A 17,861-nucleotide genomic window follows, 5' to 3' on the forward strand; every position below is an offset into this window, starting at 1 on the left:
CAGCTAAATTGACTGATTCATGCCAGTAACATCGCGCCCCGGCCAGCGCTTGGGTACAATTCCACGCTAATTTGATCGAGTATCAGGAACACTTACATGATCGCTTGCCTGCGGCTGTTCACTGCCCTTTGCCTCGCTGCCTTGTTGGCGGCTTGCGCCAGCTCCCCTTCCTCCAGCCTTGGCGAACTTCCACGGACTCCGGATGCCAGCATCGAGCAAATGCTCGAACAGGCTACCCAAGCTAAAACCCCGGAAAAAGCTGCCCTGTTGCGCCTGAGCGCGGCAGATCTGGCTTATCGCCAGGGCAATGCCGGACAGTCCGCGCAGATCCTGCAACAAGTGCCACTGGAGCAACTCAAGCCAGGCCAGCAGATTTTCGCCAGCACCCTGGCAGCGGAACTGGCCATGACGCGCAATCAGCCAAAAGCGGCGCTGACCGCTCTGAGCCATCCGAGCCTGCAACATTTGGGTGAAATGCCGGAAGATCAGCAGATACGCACCGGCACCGTGCACGCCCGCGCCCTGGAAGCCGATGGCCAGACGCTCGCAGCTGCCCGCGAGCGCGTTTTTATCGCCCCGATGCTGCAAGGTGAAGCCGCCAGCAAGAACCACGAAGCCATCTGGACCCTGATTGCCTCGCTGCCGACCGATCAACTGCAACCCAACACCACCGACGATCTCGGCGGCTGGATGGGACTGGCGCTGGCCGTAAAAACCGCCGGCACTCTGGAACAACAGCAAGCCGCCATCGACACTTGGCGCGCGCAAAATCCAAAGCATCCGGCCGCCATCAAGCTGCCATTGCCACTGGCCAAACTCAAGGAGCTGACCAGCCAGCCCCTGAGCAAAATCGCTCTGCTGCTGCCACAAGATGGCCAATTGGCTGCTGTCGGCAAAGCGCTACGCGAAGGCTTCATGGCTGCGCACTATCAGGCTCAACAGGCCGGGCAGAAGCCGCCAGCCATCGAGTTCTACGACAGCACGAAACTGACCTCGATGGATGAGTTCTACCGCAAGGCTCAAGCCGATGGCGTGCAACTGGTGGTCGGACCGCTGGAGAAACCCCTGGTCAAACAACTGAGCACTCGCCCACAACTGCCGATTACCACCCTGGCGCTGAACTACAGCGAAGGCGATCAAGGTCCGGCGCAGCTGTTCCAGTTTGGTCTGGCTGCTGAAGACGAAGCCCGCGAAGTGTCTCGCCGCGCCCGCGCCGACGGCCTGCACCGCGCCGCAATCATGGTGCCGAAAGGTGAATGGGGCGACCGCGTAATGCGCGCATTCAGCCAGGATTGGCAAGCCAATGGCGGCAGCGTTGTCGCCATCGAGCACATTGATCAACCTGTGCAACTGGCTCAGCAGATCGCTGATATGTTCCGACTGCGTCAGAGCGAAGCGCGCGCCAAGAGCCTGCAAAATGCTGCCGGCACCAACGTAGCCGCACAGCCGTCGCGCAGTCAGGACATCGAATTCATCTTCCTCGCCTCGACACCACAACAGGCACAGCAGATCAAGCCGACCCTGAACTTCCAGTACGCTGGTGACGTTCCAGTCTATGCGACCTCCCATGTGTACAGCGCCAGCGGCGATGTGAACCAGTACAACGACATGAACGGCATTCGCTTCTGCGAAACCCCATGGCTGCTGGAAACCAGTGATCCGCTGCGCCAACAAGTCACAGCGCAGTGGCCGCAAGCGGCCGGCAGCCTGGGGCGTCTGTACGCCATGGGCGTTGACGCTTACCGTCTGGCACCGCGCCTGGGCCAACTCAAAGCCCTGCCGGACAGCCGCATCGAAGGCCAGTCGGGCAGCCTTGGCATGACCCAGACTCAACGCGTTGTGCGTCAGTTGCCTTGGGCGCAGTTCGTCAATGGTCAGGTCCAACGTCTGCCGGATACCCCGCGCTGATGCCCGACAGGTCACGCTCGCAAAGCGGTAAAGATGCCGAGCGCCAAGCGCTCGATCATCTACAGAATCAAGGTCTGCGCCTGCTGGCGCAGAACTGGTTATGTAAACGCGGCGAGCTTGATCTGGTCATGCTTGATGGCGATACAGTAGTATTCGTTGAAGTTCGCTACAGAAAAAACACTCAATGGGGTGGAGCGCTCGCTAGCATCGATGAGCGCAAGCAGCAGAAACTGATTTTCGCTGCGCAGTATTTTCTTCAGCGCGAGTCGCGTTGGGCCAACTCTCCCTGCCGCTTCGACGTGGTGGCCATCGACAGCCATCCGGGTCAGCTGAACTGGTTGCAGAATGCTTTCGACAGTTGATCACCTGCACCCGACCCAATTTTCACCCGACACATTTTGCTCTTTGCTTTGCGGGCTGCACATTCATGTGCCGAACAGCCGCGCTACTTAAGGTCACACAGATGGACATGCAATCCCGAATTCGCCAGCTTTTCCAGGCCAGTATCGACACCAAGCAACAGGCGATGGACGTACTTGCACCGCACATCGAGCAAGCCAGCCAGATCATGGTCAATGCCCTTCTCAACGAAGGCAAAATGCTTTCGTGCGGCAATGGCGGCTCCGCGGGCGACGCCCAGCACTTTTCCTCGGAACTGCTTAACCGCTTCGAGCGCGAGCGCCCGAGCCTGCCAGCCATAGCCCTGACCACCGACACCTCGACGATCACCTCGATCGCCAACGACTACAGCTACAACGAAGTGTTCTCCAAGCAGATCCGTGCGCTCGGTCAACCAGGCGATGTACTGCTGGCGATTTCGACGAGCGGTAACTCGGCGAACATTATTCAAGCGATCCAGGCCGCACATGATCGCGAAATGATTGTCGTAGCTTTGACCGGACGCGACGGCGGCGGCATGGCGTCGCTGCTGTTGCCCGAGGACGTAGAGATTCGCGTACCGGCCAATGTCACTGCACGCATTCAAGAAGTCCACTTGCTGGCGATCCATTGCCTTTGCGATCTGATCGACAGCCAACTGTTCGGGAGTGAAGAATGACCCCTAATCGCCTTGGCCTTCTGGCCTTGACTCTATGCCTCGGCATCAGCGGCTGCACCTCAGTGGTGAATGCCAGCCGTGAAGCGCCGATTGAAGACGACCGCGGCACCCGCACCTTCGGCAGCAAGATCGACGACTCGCTGATCGAAACCAAAGTGGGCGTGAACGTAGCCAAGGCCGACCCGGCACTGGATAACGATTCGCACATCGTCGTCACCAGCTTCAACGGCGTCGTGCTGCTGGCCGGCCAGACTCCACGCGAAGACCTCAAGGCCAAGGCCGAGCAAGCCGCCGCCAACGTGCAGCGCGTGAAGAAGGTGCACAACGAACTGCAAGTGCTGCAACCCTCCTCCCTGCTGGCCCGTCAGAACGACGCGTGGCTGACCACCAAGATCAAGACCCAGATGCTCACCGACGCCAGCATTCCTGGCTCGCGCATCAAAGTCGTGACCGAGAACGGCATCGTCTACCTGCTGGGCCTGCTGACCAAACAGGAAGCCACTCAGGCCACCAACCTGGTGCAAGGCGTCTCCGGCGTGCAGAAGATCGTGAAACTGTTCGAGTACATCGACTGACACCTGCACTGCAGGTAATAAAAAAGGCGATCCTTGCGGATCGCCTTTTTTTATTTCACCACTTTCAGACTTGGCCGACCGCTTGGGCGCGGTGGCTCGCTGTCCGGTGGCGGCAGGTCGTCCTCCGGCTCGATATCGCCTTCGTCATCCGTCGGCGATTCGAGGTCGAACACCATGCCCTGCCCGTTCTCCCGGGCGTAGATGCCCAGAATCGCACTGATCGGCACATACAGACTGTGCGGCACACCACCGAAGCGACCCTCGAAGGTCACCACGTCGTTATCCATGTGCAGATGGCGCACAGCACTCGGCGAGATGTTCAGGACAATCTGCCCGTCACTGGCGAAACCCTGCGGTACCTGCACCGCTGGGTATTCGGAATTGACCAGCATGTGCGGGGTGCAATCGTTATCAACAATCCACTCGTAGAGCGCGCGGACCAGATAAGGTCGACTGGAGTTCATAGCGGCTCCTTAAGCCTTAGCGCATATCGCGTTCGACGCCAGACAGACTCGCCTGGAAAGCCTCACGCGCAAACTGGCGCTCCATATAATCAAGCAGCGGCTTGGCTGGCCGCGGCAGTTCAATACCCAGAATCGGCAAACGCCAGAGTATTGGCAATAGGCAGCAATCCACCAGACTTTGTTCCTCGCTGAGGAAAAACGGCTTGTCAGCGAACAGCGGCGACACGCCTGTCAGGCTTTCACGCAATTCCTTACGCGCCACGACTCGCGCGGCTTCCTTGGCTTTCGGATCCAGGATCAGATCCACCAGACCACACCAGTCACGCTGAATACGGTGAATCAGCAGACGGCTGTTGGCACGCGCCACCGGATAAACCGGCATCAACGGCGGGTGCGGGTAACGCTCATCCAGATATTCCATCACCACGGTCGACTCCCACAACGCCAGGTCACGATCGACCAGCGTGGGCAGACTTCCGTAAGGGTTCACCTCAATCAGTTTAGGCGGCTGACGACCAGCTTCCACATAAATGATCTCGGCGCTGACACCCTTCTCTGCAAGTACGATGCGCACTCGGTGGGAATAGTGGTCGGCGGGGTCGGAGTAACAGGCCAACCGATTGGTCACGCCCATGGCGATCCTCCTCGCTTGTTGAAATTGTCGGAACCGGAAAAACGCGCGCGCCCAGAGGGCGCCTCCCGCAACACCTGGCAGGCCAGACGTTGCGCTATCGGAGACGCCCTTGGGCGCGCGCGATTAACAGCAATGCTTGAAGCGTTATCAGTGCACGTCTTTCCAGTATTCACGCTTGAGCAGGTAGGCGAACACAAAGAAGAACGCCAAGTAGAGCAAAACGTAAGTACCGATGCGCTGATGTTGCAGCTTAACCGGGTTAGCCGAGTAAGCCAGGAAGGTTACCAGATTCTTGACCTTCTCATCGAACTGCTCTTCATTCAGAGCACCCGACTTCGGCACGATGGTCAGTTGATCGCACGCTTCATGAGTCAAAGGCGTACCGGTCAACGGATCATATTGCTTCTTGCCGTCTTCGACGATCTGCACCTGCTTGCAGCCCACGACCTGACGACCTTGCAGGCCGACCAGCACGTTAGGCATACCGACGTTCGGGAAGACCTTGTTGTTCACGCCCCATGGACGCGCAGGATCTTCATAGAACGACTTCAGATAACCGTAGAGCCAGTCAGTACCCCGAACGCGAGCGACCAAAGTCAGATCCGGTGGCGCAGCGCCGAACCAGGTCTTGGCATCAGCGGGCTGCATGCCGATGCTCATGTGATCGCCAATCTTGGCACCCGTGAATACCAGTTTCTCCAGCATCACATCGTGGGGAATACCGAGGTCATCGGCGACCCGCTCGTAACGCTGGAACTTGGCACTGTGGCAACCCATGCAATAGTTGGCGAACGTGCGCGCGCCATCTTGCAGGGCTGCTTTATCGGAAACGTCGATGTCGACGTTTTCCAGCTCAGGACCGTGCTCGGCGGCGAAAGACAACACAGGCAAAGCAACAAGAATCAGTGCAGCGAATAATTTTTTCATCAGCCAGTCACCCTTTCCGGAACCGGTTTGGTCTTCTCGAGCCGGGTGTAGAACGGCATCAGAATGAAGTAGGCGAAATACAGGAAGGTGCAGACCTGCGACAGCAACGTCAGAGTCGGTGTCGGGGCTTTCACGCCAGTCCAGCCAAGCAGCACAAAACAGACACAGAAAACCAGAAGCCAGATTTTGCTCAACCAGCCCTTATAGCGCATCGACTTGACCGGACTTCGGTCAAGCCAAGGCAGGACAAACAGCAAAGCGATAGAAGCACCCATCGCGATCACGCCCATAAGCTTGTCCGGAATCGCCCGCAAAATCGCGTAAAAAGGCGTGAAGTACCAGACCGGAGCAATGTGTTCAGGCGTCTTGAAGGCGTTAGCCACTTCAAAGTTCGGCTTCTCGAGGAAATAACCACCCATTTCCGGGAAAAAGAACACGATCGTGCAGAAGATGAACAGGAACACGACCACGCCGACAATATCTTTCACGGTGTAGTACGGGTGGAACGCAATGCCATCCAGCGGGATACCGTTTTCGTCTTTATGCTTCTTGATATCGACGCCGTCAGGGTTGTTCGAACCGACTTCGTGCAGCGCCAGGATGTGCAGCACCACCAGACCGAGAATCACGATCGGCAGGGCCACAACGTGCAAGGCAAAGAAACGGTTCAGGGTGATCCCGGAGATCAGGTAGTCACCACGAATCCATTGCGTCAGGTCGTTACCGATGACTGGAATCGCGCCGAACAACGAGATGATCACCTGGGCACCCCAATAGGACATCTGGCCCCATGGCAGCAGATACCCCATGAAGGCTTCAGCCATCAGCGCCAGGTAGATCAGCATGCCGAACACCCAGACCAGCTCACGCGGCTTCTGATACGAACCGTAGAGCAAGCCTCGGAACATGTGCAGATAGACCACGATGAAGAACGCCGAAGCACCTGTGGAGTGCAGCAAACGCAGGATCGAGCCGTACTCGACGTCACGCATGATGTATTCGACGGAAGCGAACGCTTCTTCTGCCGACGGGGTGTAGCTCATCGTCAGCCAGACACCGGTGACGATCTGGTTAACCAGAACCAGCAGCGCCAAGGAGCCGAAGAAATAGAAGAAGTTGAAGTTTTTTGGCGCGTAATACTTGCTGAGATGGTCTTCCCACATCTTGGTGGCGGGGAAGCGCGCATCAACCCAATCCATGAACTTGCTCATCACGCTTTCTCCGTATCGATGCCAATGACAATCAGGTCATCAGTCTCATAGGAATGCGGGGGAACTGGCAGATTCAAAGGCGCAGGTTGCGACTTGTAGACGCGGCCAGCCAGGTCGTAACGGGAACCATGGCAAGGGCAGAAATAACCGCCTACCCAATCTTTGCCCAGATCCGCAGGCGCCACTTCGGGACGGAAGGTCGGCGAGCAACCCAGGTGCGTACAGATCCCGATCACCAGCAGGATTTGCGGCTTGATGGAACGTACTTCCGGGTCGACATAGGTGGGTTGCGTGGAGTTTTTGGAGGTCGGATCGGAGAGCTGCCCCTCGATCTTTTTAAGATTCCCCAGGATTTCCTCGGTACGGCGGACAATGAACACCGGCTGACCGCGCCATTCAGCAATCATCTGCTGTCCTGGCTCGATTTTGCTGACATTCACTTTCACCGGTGCACCAGCGGCTTTCGCCTTGGCACTGGGAAACCATGACCCCACGAACGGGACCGCAGCCCCCACCGCTCCTGCAGCACCCACCACGGATGTGGCTGCTACCAAGAAGCGACGCCGGCCTGCATTCACGCCGTCATTGCTCATTCAGTCCTCTCCCATCAGCTTTGTGGCCTGTTAAATCAGGCATCTACTAAATAAATCAATGTTACTTATAAAAATTTTGCCGAGATGGTAATGAAAAGCCCCAGTTCTGACAAGGGAATTACCCGGAGCTCTCACCCTCAAGCCTTGTAGTATAGGGGGTCTACGAATGTGGCAAGTTGTCACAGCGCAATTCTTTGATAAATCGCAGGCATAAAAAAACGCCCGGTTCCGCGAGGAATCGGGCGTTCTTTTTGAACGTGGAAGCGGAATTAACGCTTCGAGTACTGCGGACGCTTACGCGCTTTACGCAGACCAACTTTCTTACGTTCAACTTCACGGGCGTCGCGAGTAACGAAGCCAGCTTTGCGCAGAGCGCCACGCAGGGTTTCGTCGTAGTCCATCAGAGCGCGAGTGATACCGTGGCGGATTGCGCCAGCTTGACCACTTACACCACCGCCGATCACGGTGACGTAGATGTCGAACTTCTCGACAGTCTCAGTCAGCTCCAGCGGCTGACGAACTACCATGCGGGCAGTTTCGCGACCGAAGAAGTTTTCCAGCGAACGGTTGTTGATGGAAATTTGACCAGTACCCGGACGCAGGAAAACGCGTGCGGTTGCGGTCTTGCGACGGCCAGTGCCGTAATTTTGAGTCGCCGACATAATGTACTATTCCGTTAAAACTTCAGTTCTTGGGGCTGCTGAGCAGTATGTGGGTGTGCAGCGCCCGCATAGACTTTCAGCTTACGGTACATGTCGCGACCCAGTGGGTTTTTAGGCAGCATGCCTTTAACCGCGGTCTCGATCACGCGCTCAGGGGCTTTGGCGATCAGCTTTTCAAAGTTGATCGACTTGATGCCGCCCGGGAAACCGGAGTGGGAGTAGTACATTTTGTCAGTGGTTTTAGCACCGGTAACACGAATCTGCTCAGCGTTGATTACGACGATGTAGTCGCCGGTGTCAACGTGAGGAGTGTACTCAGGCTTGTGCTTGCCACGCAGACGGCTCGCGATTTCGGTGGCCAGACGACCCAGGGTCTGACCAGCAGCGTCGACGACAAACCAGTCGCGCTTTACTGTTTCCGGTTTAGCAGTAAAAGTTTTCATTCTTTATAGCCTCAGGGGCCGCCCTGTAAATTAGACGGCGGATCTTACTGAATAGTGCGTACTTTGACAAGTCAAAGGCAGCCGGATACAGACGCTTTCGGGGGCTCGGGTCGGCGCGTCCGTTCAACGGCAAGATTCTTCGGCGGCGGCGCATCACTTCCACTGCAGAAAGAGGTCGGCAATTATGCAGATTGCGAAAAATATTTCAACCTGCTTTTATGATTGTTTTGCCCAAGGAGCACCCGATGGACTATCGCCAGCTAGGCCGTACCGACCTGAACGTGAGTGCAATCTGCCTCGGCACCATGACCTGGGGCGAGCAAAACACTGAAGCTGAAGCCTTCGCCCAGATCGAACGGGCCAAGGAAGCCGGGATCAATTTCATTGACACCGCCGAGATGTACCCGGTGCCGCCGAAAGCCGACACCTACGCCACCACCGAGCGTTACATCGGCAATTACTTCAAAAGTCGCGGCGATCGTGCCGACTGGATCCTCGCCAGCAAAATCGCAGGCCCGGGCAACACCATCGACTATATCCGCGACAAAAACCTGCGCCACAACCGTCAGCACATCACCGCAGCGGTGGACGCTAGCCTCAAGCGCCTCCAGACCGATTACATCGATTTGTATCAATTGCACTGGCCAGAGCGCAGCACCAACTTTTTCGGACAACTGGGCTACAAACACAAGATCGAAGCCAACCTGACACCTCTGGAGGACACCCTCGAAGCACTCGACGAACAGGTAAAGGCTGGCAAAATTCGCCACATCGGCCTGTCCAACGAAACGCCCTGGGGCACCATGCGTTTCCTGGCGCTGGCCGAAGCCCGTGGCTGGCCGCGCGCGGTGTCGATCCAGAATCCCTACAACCTGCTCAACCGCAGCTTTGAAGTAGGCCTGGCGGAAATCGCCATCCGCGAACAGTGCGGCTTGCTCGCCTATTCGCCGCTGGCGTTCGGCTTTTTGTCGGGCAAGTACGAAGGTGGTGCACGTCCGCCGAAAGGCCGTCTGAGCCTTTACAGCCGCTTCAGCCGCTATTTCAACGCGCAATCGGAGGCCGCGTGCACCCGTTATGTGGCGCTAGCCCGTGAACACGGTCTGGACCCGGCGCAGATGGCTTTGGCGTTCGTGACCCAGCAACCATTCGTCACCAGCAACATCATTGGTGCGACGACGCTTGAGCAACTGGACAGCAACATTGCCAGTTTTGATCTGAAGCTTTCGGATGACGTGCTGGAGGGGATTGAGGCGATTCATAAGGATCACCCCAACCCTGCACCGTGATCGGTAGATAAACCGCCTTCGCGAGCAAGCGCGCTCCCACAAGTGATCCCCTTACCTGTGGGAGCGCGCTTGCTCGCGAAGAGGCCCGCCAAGTCACCCTAAGTTCAAAGCGACCGCGCAATGATCTCCTTCATGATTTCATTGGTGCCGGCATAAATCCGCTGCACGCGCGCATCCGCCCACGCCCGGGCCACCGGGTATTCCCACATGAAGCCGTAACCGCCATGCAACTGCACGCACTCGTCGAGTACCTTGCATTGCAGGTCCGTGCCCCAGTACTTGGCCATCGCTGCCGTCGGCACGTCGAGTTTGCCTTGCAGATGCAGCTCCAGACACTTATCGACAAACACCCGTCCGATCTGAATCTCCGTGGCCATTTCCGCCAGTTTGAATCGAGTGTTCTGGAAGTCGGCAATCGCCTTGCCGAACGCCTTGCGATCACGGGTGTAATCGAGCGTCCATTGCAGCGCAGCTTCAGCTGAGGCCAGGCCACCGATCGCCACGGTCAGACGTTCCTGCGGTAGTTCCTGCATCAGATAAGCAAACCCTGCGCCGGCCTGACCCAGCAGGTTTTCTTTCGGCACACGCACGTCCTGAAAGAACAATTGCGACGTGTCCTGCGCCTTCATTCCGACCTTCTCCAGGCGCTTGCCCTTGTCGAAACCTGGCGTGTTCGCCTCGACCAGAAACAGGCTGGTGCCTTTGGCGCCGGCCTTCGGATCGGTCTTGGCGACAACGATAACCAGATCGGCAAGAAAGCCATTGGTGATGAATGTCTTGGAGCCGTTGATCACATACTCGTCACCGTCGAGCACGGCCGTGGTCTTGACCCCTTGCAGGTCGGAACCGGCGCCCGGCTCAGTCATAGCGATAGCCGTGACCATCTCACCCGACACCAGTTTCGGCAGGTACTTGTGCTTCAGCGCTTCGCTGCCGTAATGCAGGATATACGGCGCGACGATGTCCGAATGCAGTGAAAAACCGATCCCGGTCAGGCCCAACCTACCGACTTCTTCGATCACCACGGTGCTGTAAAGAAAGTCCGCCCCCAGCCCGCCGTATTCCTCAGGTAGATGCGAGCAGAGCATCCCAGCCTCCCCTGCCTTGTTCCACAGTTTGCGGTCGATATAGCCCTGTTTCTCCCACTGCGCATGAAACGGCACCGCCTCTTTTTCGAGGAATGTTCGTACGCTGTCGCGGAACAATTCGTGCTCGGAGCTGAACAAGGTTCTGGGAATCATGCGGCACCTTTCTTTGTTATTGGAGGGATACACCCTTCAGAGACTAAGCCTCCCCTCCGACACAGGACACTGGACACATCCGACAAAAAATAAGACGATCCAGCCGTCTGGTGACCACTTTCCCTTATAAAAACAAAAGTTGAATTATGTCTAAGCAAGTCTCCACGCCCTTACGGCGCGTCAGCATCCTGGCGATCGACCAGGTTTTCGCCTTCACCCTCATGCAAGCCAAGGATTTTTTCCATGTGGCCAGCCTGCGCTACGGCAAACAATTGGGCCACGGCCTGACACCGGCGTTTGAAACGCGCCTGGTCAGCCCTGATGGCCAACCGGTGAAAAGCTTTAGCAATGTAGTCATGCCGGTGGATGGCGGTCTCGAAAACACCGATATCATCATCCTCCCGGCGTTCTGGGACGATTTCGATACGCTGTGCAGCCGTTACCCACAAATCCTGCCTTGGTTGCGCGAACAACACGCTCGCGGCGCCGTGCTATGCGCCGAGGCCACAGGCGTGTTCTGGCTGGCCGAGGCGGGGCTGCTTAATGGCAAGGAAGCAACCACTTACTGGCGCTTCTTCAACGCCTTTGCCGAACGCTTCCCGCAGGTTCACCTCAATCAGGACAAGCACCTGACTGACGCCGACAATCTCTATTGCGCTGGCGGCACCACGTCGGCCTGCGATCTCTACATCTATCTGATCGAGCGCTTCTGTGGCGCCAACGTGGCGCAAGCTGTGGCCCGCGACATTCTTTACGAGGTGCAGCGTAACTACTCGCCAGGGCGCATCGGTTTCGGCGGGCAAAAGCTGCATCAGGACGTGATCATTCTGCAAATTCAACACTGGCTCGAAGAACACTTCGCCGACAAGTTCCGCTTCGAAGACGTGGCCCGCGAACACGGCATGAGCATCCGCAACTTCATGCGCCGCTTCCAGACCGCCACCGGTGACAAACCGCTGCATTACCTGCAACGGCTGCGCATCGAAACGGCCAAGGGTTTACTGTCGGGCAGCCGCAAGAGCATCAAGACCATCAGTTATGAAGTCGGCTATGACGATGCGAGCTTCTTTGCGCGGTTATTCCGCCAGCACACCGAGCTGTCGCCGAACCAGTATCGGCAGCAGTTTCAGCAGGCTGCCTAACCCCCGAAGCATACAGAGATCCGCTGTGTGAGCGGGCTTGCTCGCGAAGGCGGCGCATCAGCCGACATCGCTGTTGAATGACACACCGCTTTCGCGAGAAAGCCCGCTCCCACAGGGGGATTGCTGTGAGTCCGAGAAGTCTTCAGCGCAAATAAAAAGGGCCTGCATTGGCAGGCCCTTTTTTAATTGCCGAAGCTGTTCAAGGCTTGTGCGCCCGGGACAGGAATTCGTGGGATTGCATTTCCAGAAGACGGCTCAGCGTGCGCTGGAACTCGAAATTCAGGCGTCCGCCGGTGTACAAGTCTTTCAACTCGACTTCGGCAGAAATGATCAGCTTCACGTTGCGGTCGTAGAACTCGTCGACCATGTTGATGAAACGTCGAGCGATGTCATCGGTGGTGACGCTCATCTGCTCGACACCGCTGAGCAGCACGGCATGGAAGATCTTGCCCAGTTCGATGTAATCGTTCTGGCTACGCGGGCCGTCGCACAGTTCGCGGAAGTCGAACCAGGCCACGTCGTCACAGGTACGCAACGCGCGAATTTCACGATTTTCGATGATCAACACATCGTTCTCGACCGCAGCGGTGCATTCCGGCGTCAGTGCCTTGAAGCTTTTGCGCAGGCTTTCGTGAGCGGCTTCGTCGAGCGGATAGTGGAACAGTTCCGCTTGTTCGAGGTGACGCAGACGATAGTCGACGCCGCTGTCGACGTTGACGATCTCGGTGTTTTGCTTGATCAGCGCGATGGCTGGCAAGAAGCGCGCACGTTGCAGACCGTCCTTGTACAGGCCGTCCGGGACGATGTTTGAAGTCGCGACCAGGGTCACGCCATTCTTGAACAGCTCTTCCATCAGCGTGCCGAGGATCATGGCGTCAGTGATATCGGAGACAAAGAACTCATCGAAGCAGATGACCCGCGATTCAGTCGAAAAACGCTTGGCTATGATGGTCAGCGGGTTTTTCTCACCGCCGAGGGTCTTCATCTCTTCATGCACACGCTTCATGAAACGGTGGAAGTGAGTGCGGGTCTTTTCCTTGAACGGCAGCGCTTCGAAGAAAGTGTCGACCAGGTAAGTCTTGCCGCGACCCACGCCGCCCCAGAAGTACAGACCCTTGACCGGCGTCTGATCCTTTTTGCCAAACAGTTTGCTCAGCAGCCCCGGCTTGTTCTGATCGGCGGCGATCAGATCCTCGTACAGGCGCTGCAAATGACGCACAGCAGTTTCCTGCGCGGCGTCATGGAAGAAGTCCGGGCGTTTCAGATCAGCTTGGTATCGTTCTAGGGGCGTCATAATTCGTTAGCAAGGCAACAAAAACGGGCCGTCACTGTAGCGACGGCCCGTGGGAATGGCAATCAGCCCTTAGTCGGGCCGAGCCGCTGATTATTCCTGAACAGGTGTCAAAGCGATGCGCAGGGCCTCGATAGCCGCATCCCGCGCTGCACTGTCAGCGAATGCAGGGCTGTCGCCAACGCACTCGCCTTCCAGCCACACGCTGAAGTTCAGGTCTTCGCTGCGCACATCCAGAGGCTGGCCAGATTGCAGTTGCTTGGTCACCTGCCCTGCGGTTTTGCCATCGGCGAAGTTGCGCGACAGCAGCAGTTGCTCACCATCGGCGGCCAGCAGACGGAAACGGAAGCTGCCGTCGTCTTCACGGAAGCTGACGAATCGTGCGGCTTTCGCCGCTTTTTTCTTGGTGGTCGCTGCGACTTGAACCTGATTGACGAACGAACGCAGGCCGACGGCCTCACGCAGTTCGTTGAGGAACGGCGTGGCCACGGCACGGGCCTTTTTCGCGCCGATCTGCAGGATGTCTTCGAGATCCGCCGGACGCTCGATCAGTTGGTGATAACGCTCGCGGGACTCGCCCAGTTCGTTGTCGAGCAACTGGAACAGACGATTCTTCGCCTCGCCCCAACCCAGACCACCGAGCAGTTCGCTGCGGAATTCTTCGGACTGCGCCGGGGTGGAGAACGCCTGGAAGAGGGTGAACAGGTGCGAGTTGTCCGGATCTTTCGCCTCGCCCGGCGCACGGGAGTCGGTGACGATCCGCGAGATCGCGTCCTTCATCTCTTTGGCGCTGGAGAACAACGGGATGGTGTTGTCGTAGCTCTTCGACATCTTGCGCCCGTCGAGGCCTGGCAACGTTGCCACGCTTTCCTCGATCAGCGCTTCGGGCATGGTGAAAAACTCTTTGCCCTGACCAAACAAATGGTTGAATCGCTGACCAATGTCACGAGCCATTTCTACGTGCTGGATCTGGTCGCGACCGACCGGCACCTTGTGCGCGTTGAACATCAGGATGTCTGCTGCCATGAGCACCGGATAGCTGTAAAGGCCCATGGTGATACCGGCATCCGGGTCTTCACCGGTTTCAACGTTCTTGTCCACCGAAGCCTTGTAGGCATGGGCGCGGTTAAGCAGGCCCTTGGCGGCAACGCAGGTCAGCAGCCAGGTCAGCTCGGGGATTTCCGGGATGTCGGACTGGCGGTAGAAGGTCACGCGGTCGACATCGAGGCCACCGGCCAGCCAGGTCGCGGCGATTTCCAGACGCGAGCGCTGGATGCGCAGCGGGTCATCGCATTTGATCAGGGCGTGGTAGTCGGCCAGGAAGTAGAACGAATCGGCATTGCTGTCGCGACTGGCAAGGATTGCCGGGCGGATGGCGCCGGCGTAGTTGCCCAGGTGCGGCGTGCCGGTGGTGGTGATGCCGGTGAGGATGCGGGTACGGTTCGTCATGGGTAATCGCTTGTCAGACTGCAATCAATTCGAGAGACGCGGCAGGATCAGATCCTTGAGATCGGTCAACTTGCCATGAAAAAAGTGTCCGCATTCTGCCACTTTCAGCAGCTCATGGGGGCGCTGGAGTTTGTCGGACCAGTCGTAAACCAGTTGCGGATCGATCACTTCGTCGGTTTCCGGCTGGATCACGGTCAACTCGCCCTGCTGGGGCAGTTGATCCTGATCGCCCAGACGCATCACCGCCGGCGCGACCATGAACAGGTGCTTGAGTTGCTCGCCCTGCGCTTCAAGACGCCCGCCGAGACTTGCTGCAACAAATCCGCCGAAGGAGAAACCGAACAGGGTCAGCGGCAGATCCGGGTGCTTTTCCCGTAGCCACGCCGCGACAGCCTGGGCGTCGTCGACTTCACCGGTGCCCATGTCGTGCGCGCCTTCGCTGGCGCCGACGCCGCGATAGTTGAAGCGCAGGGTGATCAGCCCGGCGTCGCGCGCGGTGCGCTGCAGGGTCGAGACGACCTTATTGAGCATGGTGCCGCCCTGCACCGGGTTAGGATGGCAGATCAGCGCGATACCGCGCGGCTGCTCGTTATCCAGATACAGAGACTCAAGTTGGCCGATTGGGCCATCAATCACTACGGGGGTTTCACGCATCAGCAAGGAAGGAACTCCGTGACCTCGAGTCGGGTCGACTCGTCTAGCAAATTGTCTGTGCCAATCTATTGCGAGTGAATCGCGGTATACAGCGCAGGTTCGAGCCGTTAACGTAAAGCAAAGCCGTTTATAGAGGAAGGACTCGTGGAACACTCGCTCTTAGTTTGGTTGTTACCGACTCTTGCCCTGGTTGTGGGTGTCGCCATTGGATTCCTGATCGCGCGCGTTGCGCCGAACGCCGCGCCGAGCCGTACGCAGCGTCAACTGGATGATATCCAGGAGCGTTTCGACAGTTATCAAAACGAGGTGGTCACCCACTTCAACAGCACCGCGATGCTGGTGAAGAAGCTGACCCAGAGCTATCAGGAAGTGCAGGATCATCTCGCCGAGGGCGCCAATCGTCTGGCCCTGGACGAGCAGACCCGCCAGCGCCTGATCGCCGCCCTGCACGCTGACGCTGCGCAGGCACCGCGCGAACGCCTGACGCCACCGCGCGATCAGGAGCCTCCACGCGACTACGCACCGAAGACCCCGAACTCGCCGGGCATGCTCGATGAGCAATATGGCCTGAAGAAATAATCAGCCTTCGCTGCAAACAAAAAGCCCCCGGACAACGCTGTTGTCCGGGGGCTTTTTTGTATCTGATGGTTCTGTGGTGCCGATTTGATCGCCATCGCGAGCAGGCCAGACAAAAAATGCCCGATCACCAGGACCGGGCATTGCTTCACTCAAGCCTTCACTTATGGATACTGCTGAACCGTACCCGGCTGTTGCTGCTGACCACCATACTGCTGACCCGGGATCGCCTTCAGGTTGACTTCAACACGACGGTTCTGCGCGCGGCCATTGACGTCGCCGTTGCTGGCAATCGGGTTATCCGGACCGGCGCCACGGGCAGACAGGTTGGCACCGCTGACACCTTGCGAGGTCAGATAGGTCGCCACGCTCTGCGCACGACGCTGGGACAGGTCCATGTTGTGCTGGCGGCTGCCGGTGCTGTCGGTGTAGCCGACGATTTCGATCTGGTTCTGGTTGAACTCTTTCAGCGAGTTGGCCAGATTGTTCAGCGGTTGGTAGAAGCTGGACGCGATGTTCGCCGAATCGGTCGCGAACGTGATGTTGCCCGGCATGATCAGCTTGATCTGATCGCCCTGACGCTGCACCTCAACGCCAGTGTTGGCCATGCTGGCGCGTAGTTTCGCTTCCTGCTTGTCAGCGTAGTAACCGTAACCGGCCGCCGAAGCCCCCACTACCGCTGCACCGATCAAGGCGCCCTTGCCACGATTGTTGTGGTCGATAGCGGCACCGGCCAATGCACCGGCAAGTGCCCCGAGACCACCATACTTGGCGGTTTTGCTCATGCCTTGGGAGCCACCGTCGGCCTGGCCCTGATTGTCATAGGGGTTAGGCGAAGCACAGCCGGACAGCAAGGCCACGGCCGTGGCGACAATAATCAAACGACGCTTGGTGAACATGAAGAGCTCCTACGTTTCTGCATTCTATGGTGCAGCGGCCGTTTGGCAATGAACCTCTGCGGGCGTTTGATCATGACTATGCGTAAAAATTCCGCCGCACACCCATTACAAATTATTTACGCCCGCACGAAAGGATTTTCACGCATTTCATCACCCAGACGCGTATCCGGACCATGCCCGGTAACGACCGTCGCGTCTTCATCCAGTGTGTAAAGCCGCTGCTTGATCGATCGCACGATGGTCGCCTGATCGCCGCCCCACAAATCCGTGCGCCCTACGCCGCGACGAAACAACGTGTCACCGGCAATTAACAGCTTAGCCTCGGAGAACCAAAAGCTCATGGAACCGGGTGTATGACCCGGCGTGTGCAACGCCACACCGCAGCCACAGGCGAGTTCTTCATCGTCACTCAGCCAGCGATCCGGTGAGGGTACCGGGGTGTAAGGCACGCCGAACATCTGGCATTGCATCTCCAGGTTGTCCCACAGGAACTGGTCTTCCTTGTGCAGATGCAGGGTCGCGCCGGTTTTCTCCTTCATCTGCCCGGAGGCGAGGAAGTGATCGAGATGCGCGTGGGTGTGGATGATGCTGACCACCTTCAGACCGTGGGCATCGAGGCGCGCCATGATCAGGTCAGGATTGCCGCCCGGGTCGACGACGATGGCCTTTTTGCTGATCGGGTCGCCGATGATGGTGCAGTTGCACTGCAAAGGGCCAACAGGGAAGGTTTCGCGGATGAGCGCGAGGCTTGGCACGGTCATGATGATCCTGGACAAACGGCAGTGGGCTTCGCTCAGGATTCTACTGCACGCGCCGATATAGATCGCCAGGTCATTAAATTGGCGCCAC

At 57.8% G+C, this 17,861-nt stretch carries 20 protein-coding genes; 7 read left to right on the plus strand and 13 right to left on the minus strand.

Annotated features, from left to right (window positions below):
* The first annotated feature begins 96 nt into the window (after positions 1-96).
* From K5E40_RS15265 to K5E40_RS15280, 4 genes are all read left to right on the plus strand, one after another.
* Positions 97-1,908, plus strand: coding sequence for a penicillin-binding protein activator (locus K5E40_RS15265; protein ID WP_221731514.1), 1,812 nt, complete (start codon positions 97-99; stop codon positions 1,906-1,908).
* Positions 1,908-2,270, plus strand: a complete 363-nt coding sequence (locus K5E40_RS15270) for a YraN family protein (RefSeq protein ID WP_221731515.1) — start codon at positions 1,908-1,910, stop codon at positions 2,268-2,270. Before K5E40_RS15265 ends, K5E40_RS15270 begins: the two co-directional genes overlap by 1 nt.
* Before the next feature lie 101 nt (positions 2,271-2,371).
* Entirely contained in the window at positions 2,372-2,965 is a 594-nt protein-coding gene (locus K5E40_RS15275; RefSeq protein WP_008082788.1) for a phosphoheptose isomerase, read from the plus strand.
* Complete coding sequence (locus tag K5E40_RS15280) at positions 2,962-3,540, plus strand: BON domain-containing protein (protein WP_166221262.1); 579 nt, start codon at positions 2,962-2,964, stop codon at positions 3,538-3,540. Before K5E40_RS15275 ends, K5E40_RS15280 begins: the two co-directional genes overlap by 4 nt.
* Before the next feature lie 50 nt (positions 3,541-3,590).
* Here K5E40_RS15280 and K5E40_RS15285 read toward each other — a convergent pair whose 3' ends face one another.
* The 7 genes from K5E40_RS15285 to rplM all read right to left on the minus strand — a co-directional run bounded on the left by K5E40_RS15285 (position 3,591) and on the right by rplM (position 8,474).
* A complete protein-coding gene (locus tag K5E40_RS15285; RefSeq protein ID WP_221731516.1) occupies positions 3,591-4,004 on the minus strand; it encodes a ClpXP protease specificity-enhancing factor in 414 nt (137 codons plus the stop codon).
* A gap of 16 nt (positions 4,005-4,020) precedes the next feature.
* On the minus strand, positions 4,021-4,638 hold the full coding sequence (locus K5E40_RS15290) for a glutathione S-transferase N-terminal domain-containing protein (protein WP_090286143.1): 618 nt from the start codon (positions 4,636-4,638) through the stop codon (positions 4,021-4,023).
* Between the two features lie 147 nt (positions 4,639-4,785).
* Positions 4,786-5,565 (minus strand): cytochrome c1, encoded by a 780-nt coding sequence (locus tag K5E40_RS15295; RefSeq protein ID WP_221731517.1) that lies wholly within the window; start codon positions 5,563-5,565, stop codon positions 4,786-4,788.
* Complete coding sequence (locus K5E40_RS15300) at positions 5,565-6,776, minus strand: cytochrome bc complex cytochrome b subunit (protein ID WP_221731518.1); 1,212 nt, start codon at positions 6,774-6,776, stop codon at positions 5,565-5,567. The genes K5E40_RS15295 and K5E40_RS15300 overlap by 1 nt, the downstream gene beginning before the upstream one ends.
* Positions 6,776-7,369: a ubiquinol-cytochrome c reductase iron-sulfur subunit gene (gene petA, locus K5E40_RS15305; protein WP_221731519.1), complete on the minus strand. Its 594-nt coding sequence runs from the start codon at positions 7,367-7,369 to the stop codon at positions 6,776-6,778. The genes K5E40_RS15300 and petA overlap by 1 nt, the downstream gene beginning before the upstream one ends.
* A gap of 269 nt (positions 7,370-7,638) precedes the next feature.
* On the minus strand, positions 7,639-8,031 hold the full coding sequence (gene rpsI, locus K5E40_RS15310) for a 30S ribosomal protein S9 (RefSeq protein ID WP_221731520.1): 393 nt from the start codon (positions 8,029-8,031) through the stop codon (positions 7,639-7,641).
* Between the two features lie 14 nt (positions 8,032-8,045).
* On the minus strand, positions 8,046-8,474 hold the full coding sequence (gene rplM / locus K5E40_RS15315; protein WP_007917032.1) for a 50S ribosomal protein L13: 429 nt from the start codon (positions 8,472-8,474) through the stop codon (positions 8,046-8,048).
* Between the two features lie 245 nt (positions 8,475-8,719).
* On the opposite strand from rplM, the gene K5E40_RS15320 reads away from it, so the two are divergent.
* Positions 8,720-9,760 (plus strand): NADP(H)-dependent aldo-keto reductase, encoded by a 1,041-nt coding sequence (locus tag K5E40_RS15320; protein WP_221731521.1) that lies wholly within the window; start codon positions 8,720-8,722, stop codon positions 9,758-9,760.
* 104 nt (positions 9,761-9,864) lie between these two features.
* Here K5E40_RS15320 and K5E40_RS15325 read toward each other — a convergent pair whose 3' ends face one another.
* Positions 9,865-11,001 (minus strand): acyl-CoA dehydrogenase family protein, encoded by a 1,137-nt coding sequence (locus K5E40_RS15325; RefSeq protein WP_221731522.1) that lies wholly within the window; start codon positions 10,999-11,001, stop codon positions 9,865-9,867.
* Positions 11,002-11,246: 245 nt separating this feature from the next.
* Here K5E40_RS15325 and K5E40_RS15330 point away from each other — a divergent pair, with 245 nt between their 5' ends.
* A complete protein-coding gene (locus tag K5E40_RS15330) occupies positions 11,247-12,143 on the plus strand; it encodes a GlxA family transcriptional regulator (RefSeq protein ID WP_221731600.1) in 897 nt (298 codons plus the stop codon).
* Positions 12,144-12,342: 199 nt separating this feature from the next.
* Here the strand turns inward: K5E40_RS15330 and zapE are convergent, their stop codons facing one another.
* The 3 genes from zapE to K5E40_RS15345 form a co-directional block, all read right to left on the minus strand.
* Positions 12,343-13,437 (minus strand): cell division protein ZapE, encoded by a 1,095-nt coding sequence (gene zapE / locus K5E40_RS15335; protein WP_150652045.1) that lies wholly within the window; start codon positions 13,435-13,437, stop codon positions 12,343-12,345.
* A gap of 90 nt (positions 13,438-13,527) precedes the next feature.
* A complete protein-coding gene (locus tag K5E40_RS15340) occupies positions 13,528-14,883 on the minus strand; it encodes a tryptophan--tRNA ligase (protein ID WP_221731523.1) in 1,356 nt (451 codons plus the stop codon).
* 24 nt (positions 14,884-14,907) lie between these two features.
* Positions 14,908-15,537, minus strand: coding sequence for an alpha/beta hydrolase (locus K5E40_RS15345; RefSeq protein ID WP_221731601.1), 630 nt, complete (start codon positions 15,535-15,537; stop codon positions 14,908-14,910).
* A gap of 144 nt (positions 15,538-15,681) precedes the next feature.
* Between K5E40_RS15345 and K5E40_RS15350 the strand changes: the two genes are divergently transcribed.
* Positions 15,682-16,116 (plus strand): YhcB family protein, encoded by a 435-nt coding sequence (locus tag K5E40_RS15350; RefSeq protein ID WP_221731524.1) that lies wholly within the window; start codon positions 15,682-15,684, stop codon positions 16,114-16,116.
* Between the two features lie 161 nt (positions 16,117-16,277).
* Here the strand turns inward: K5E40_RS15350 and K5E40_RS15355 are convergent, their stop codons facing one another.
* Complete coding sequence (locus tag K5E40_RS15355) at positions 16,278-17,012, minus strand: OmpA family protein (protein ID WP_103306232.1); 735 nt, start codon at positions 17,010-17,012, stop codon at positions 16,278-16,280.
* 116 nt (positions 17,013-17,128) lie between these two features.
* Positions 17,129-17,773, minus strand: coding sequence for an MBL fold metallo-hydrolase (locus tag K5E40_RS15360; protein WP_221731525.1), 645 nt, complete (start codon positions 17,771-17,773; stop codon positions 17,129-17,131).
* Positions 17,774-17,861 lie beyond the last annotated feature (88 nt).

The sequence above is a fragment of the Pseudomonas baetica genome (assembly GCF_019733355.1).
GTDB lineage: Bacteria > Pseudomonadota > Gammaproteobacteria > Pseudomonadales > Pseudomonadaceae > Aquipseudomonas > Aquipseudomonas baetica_A.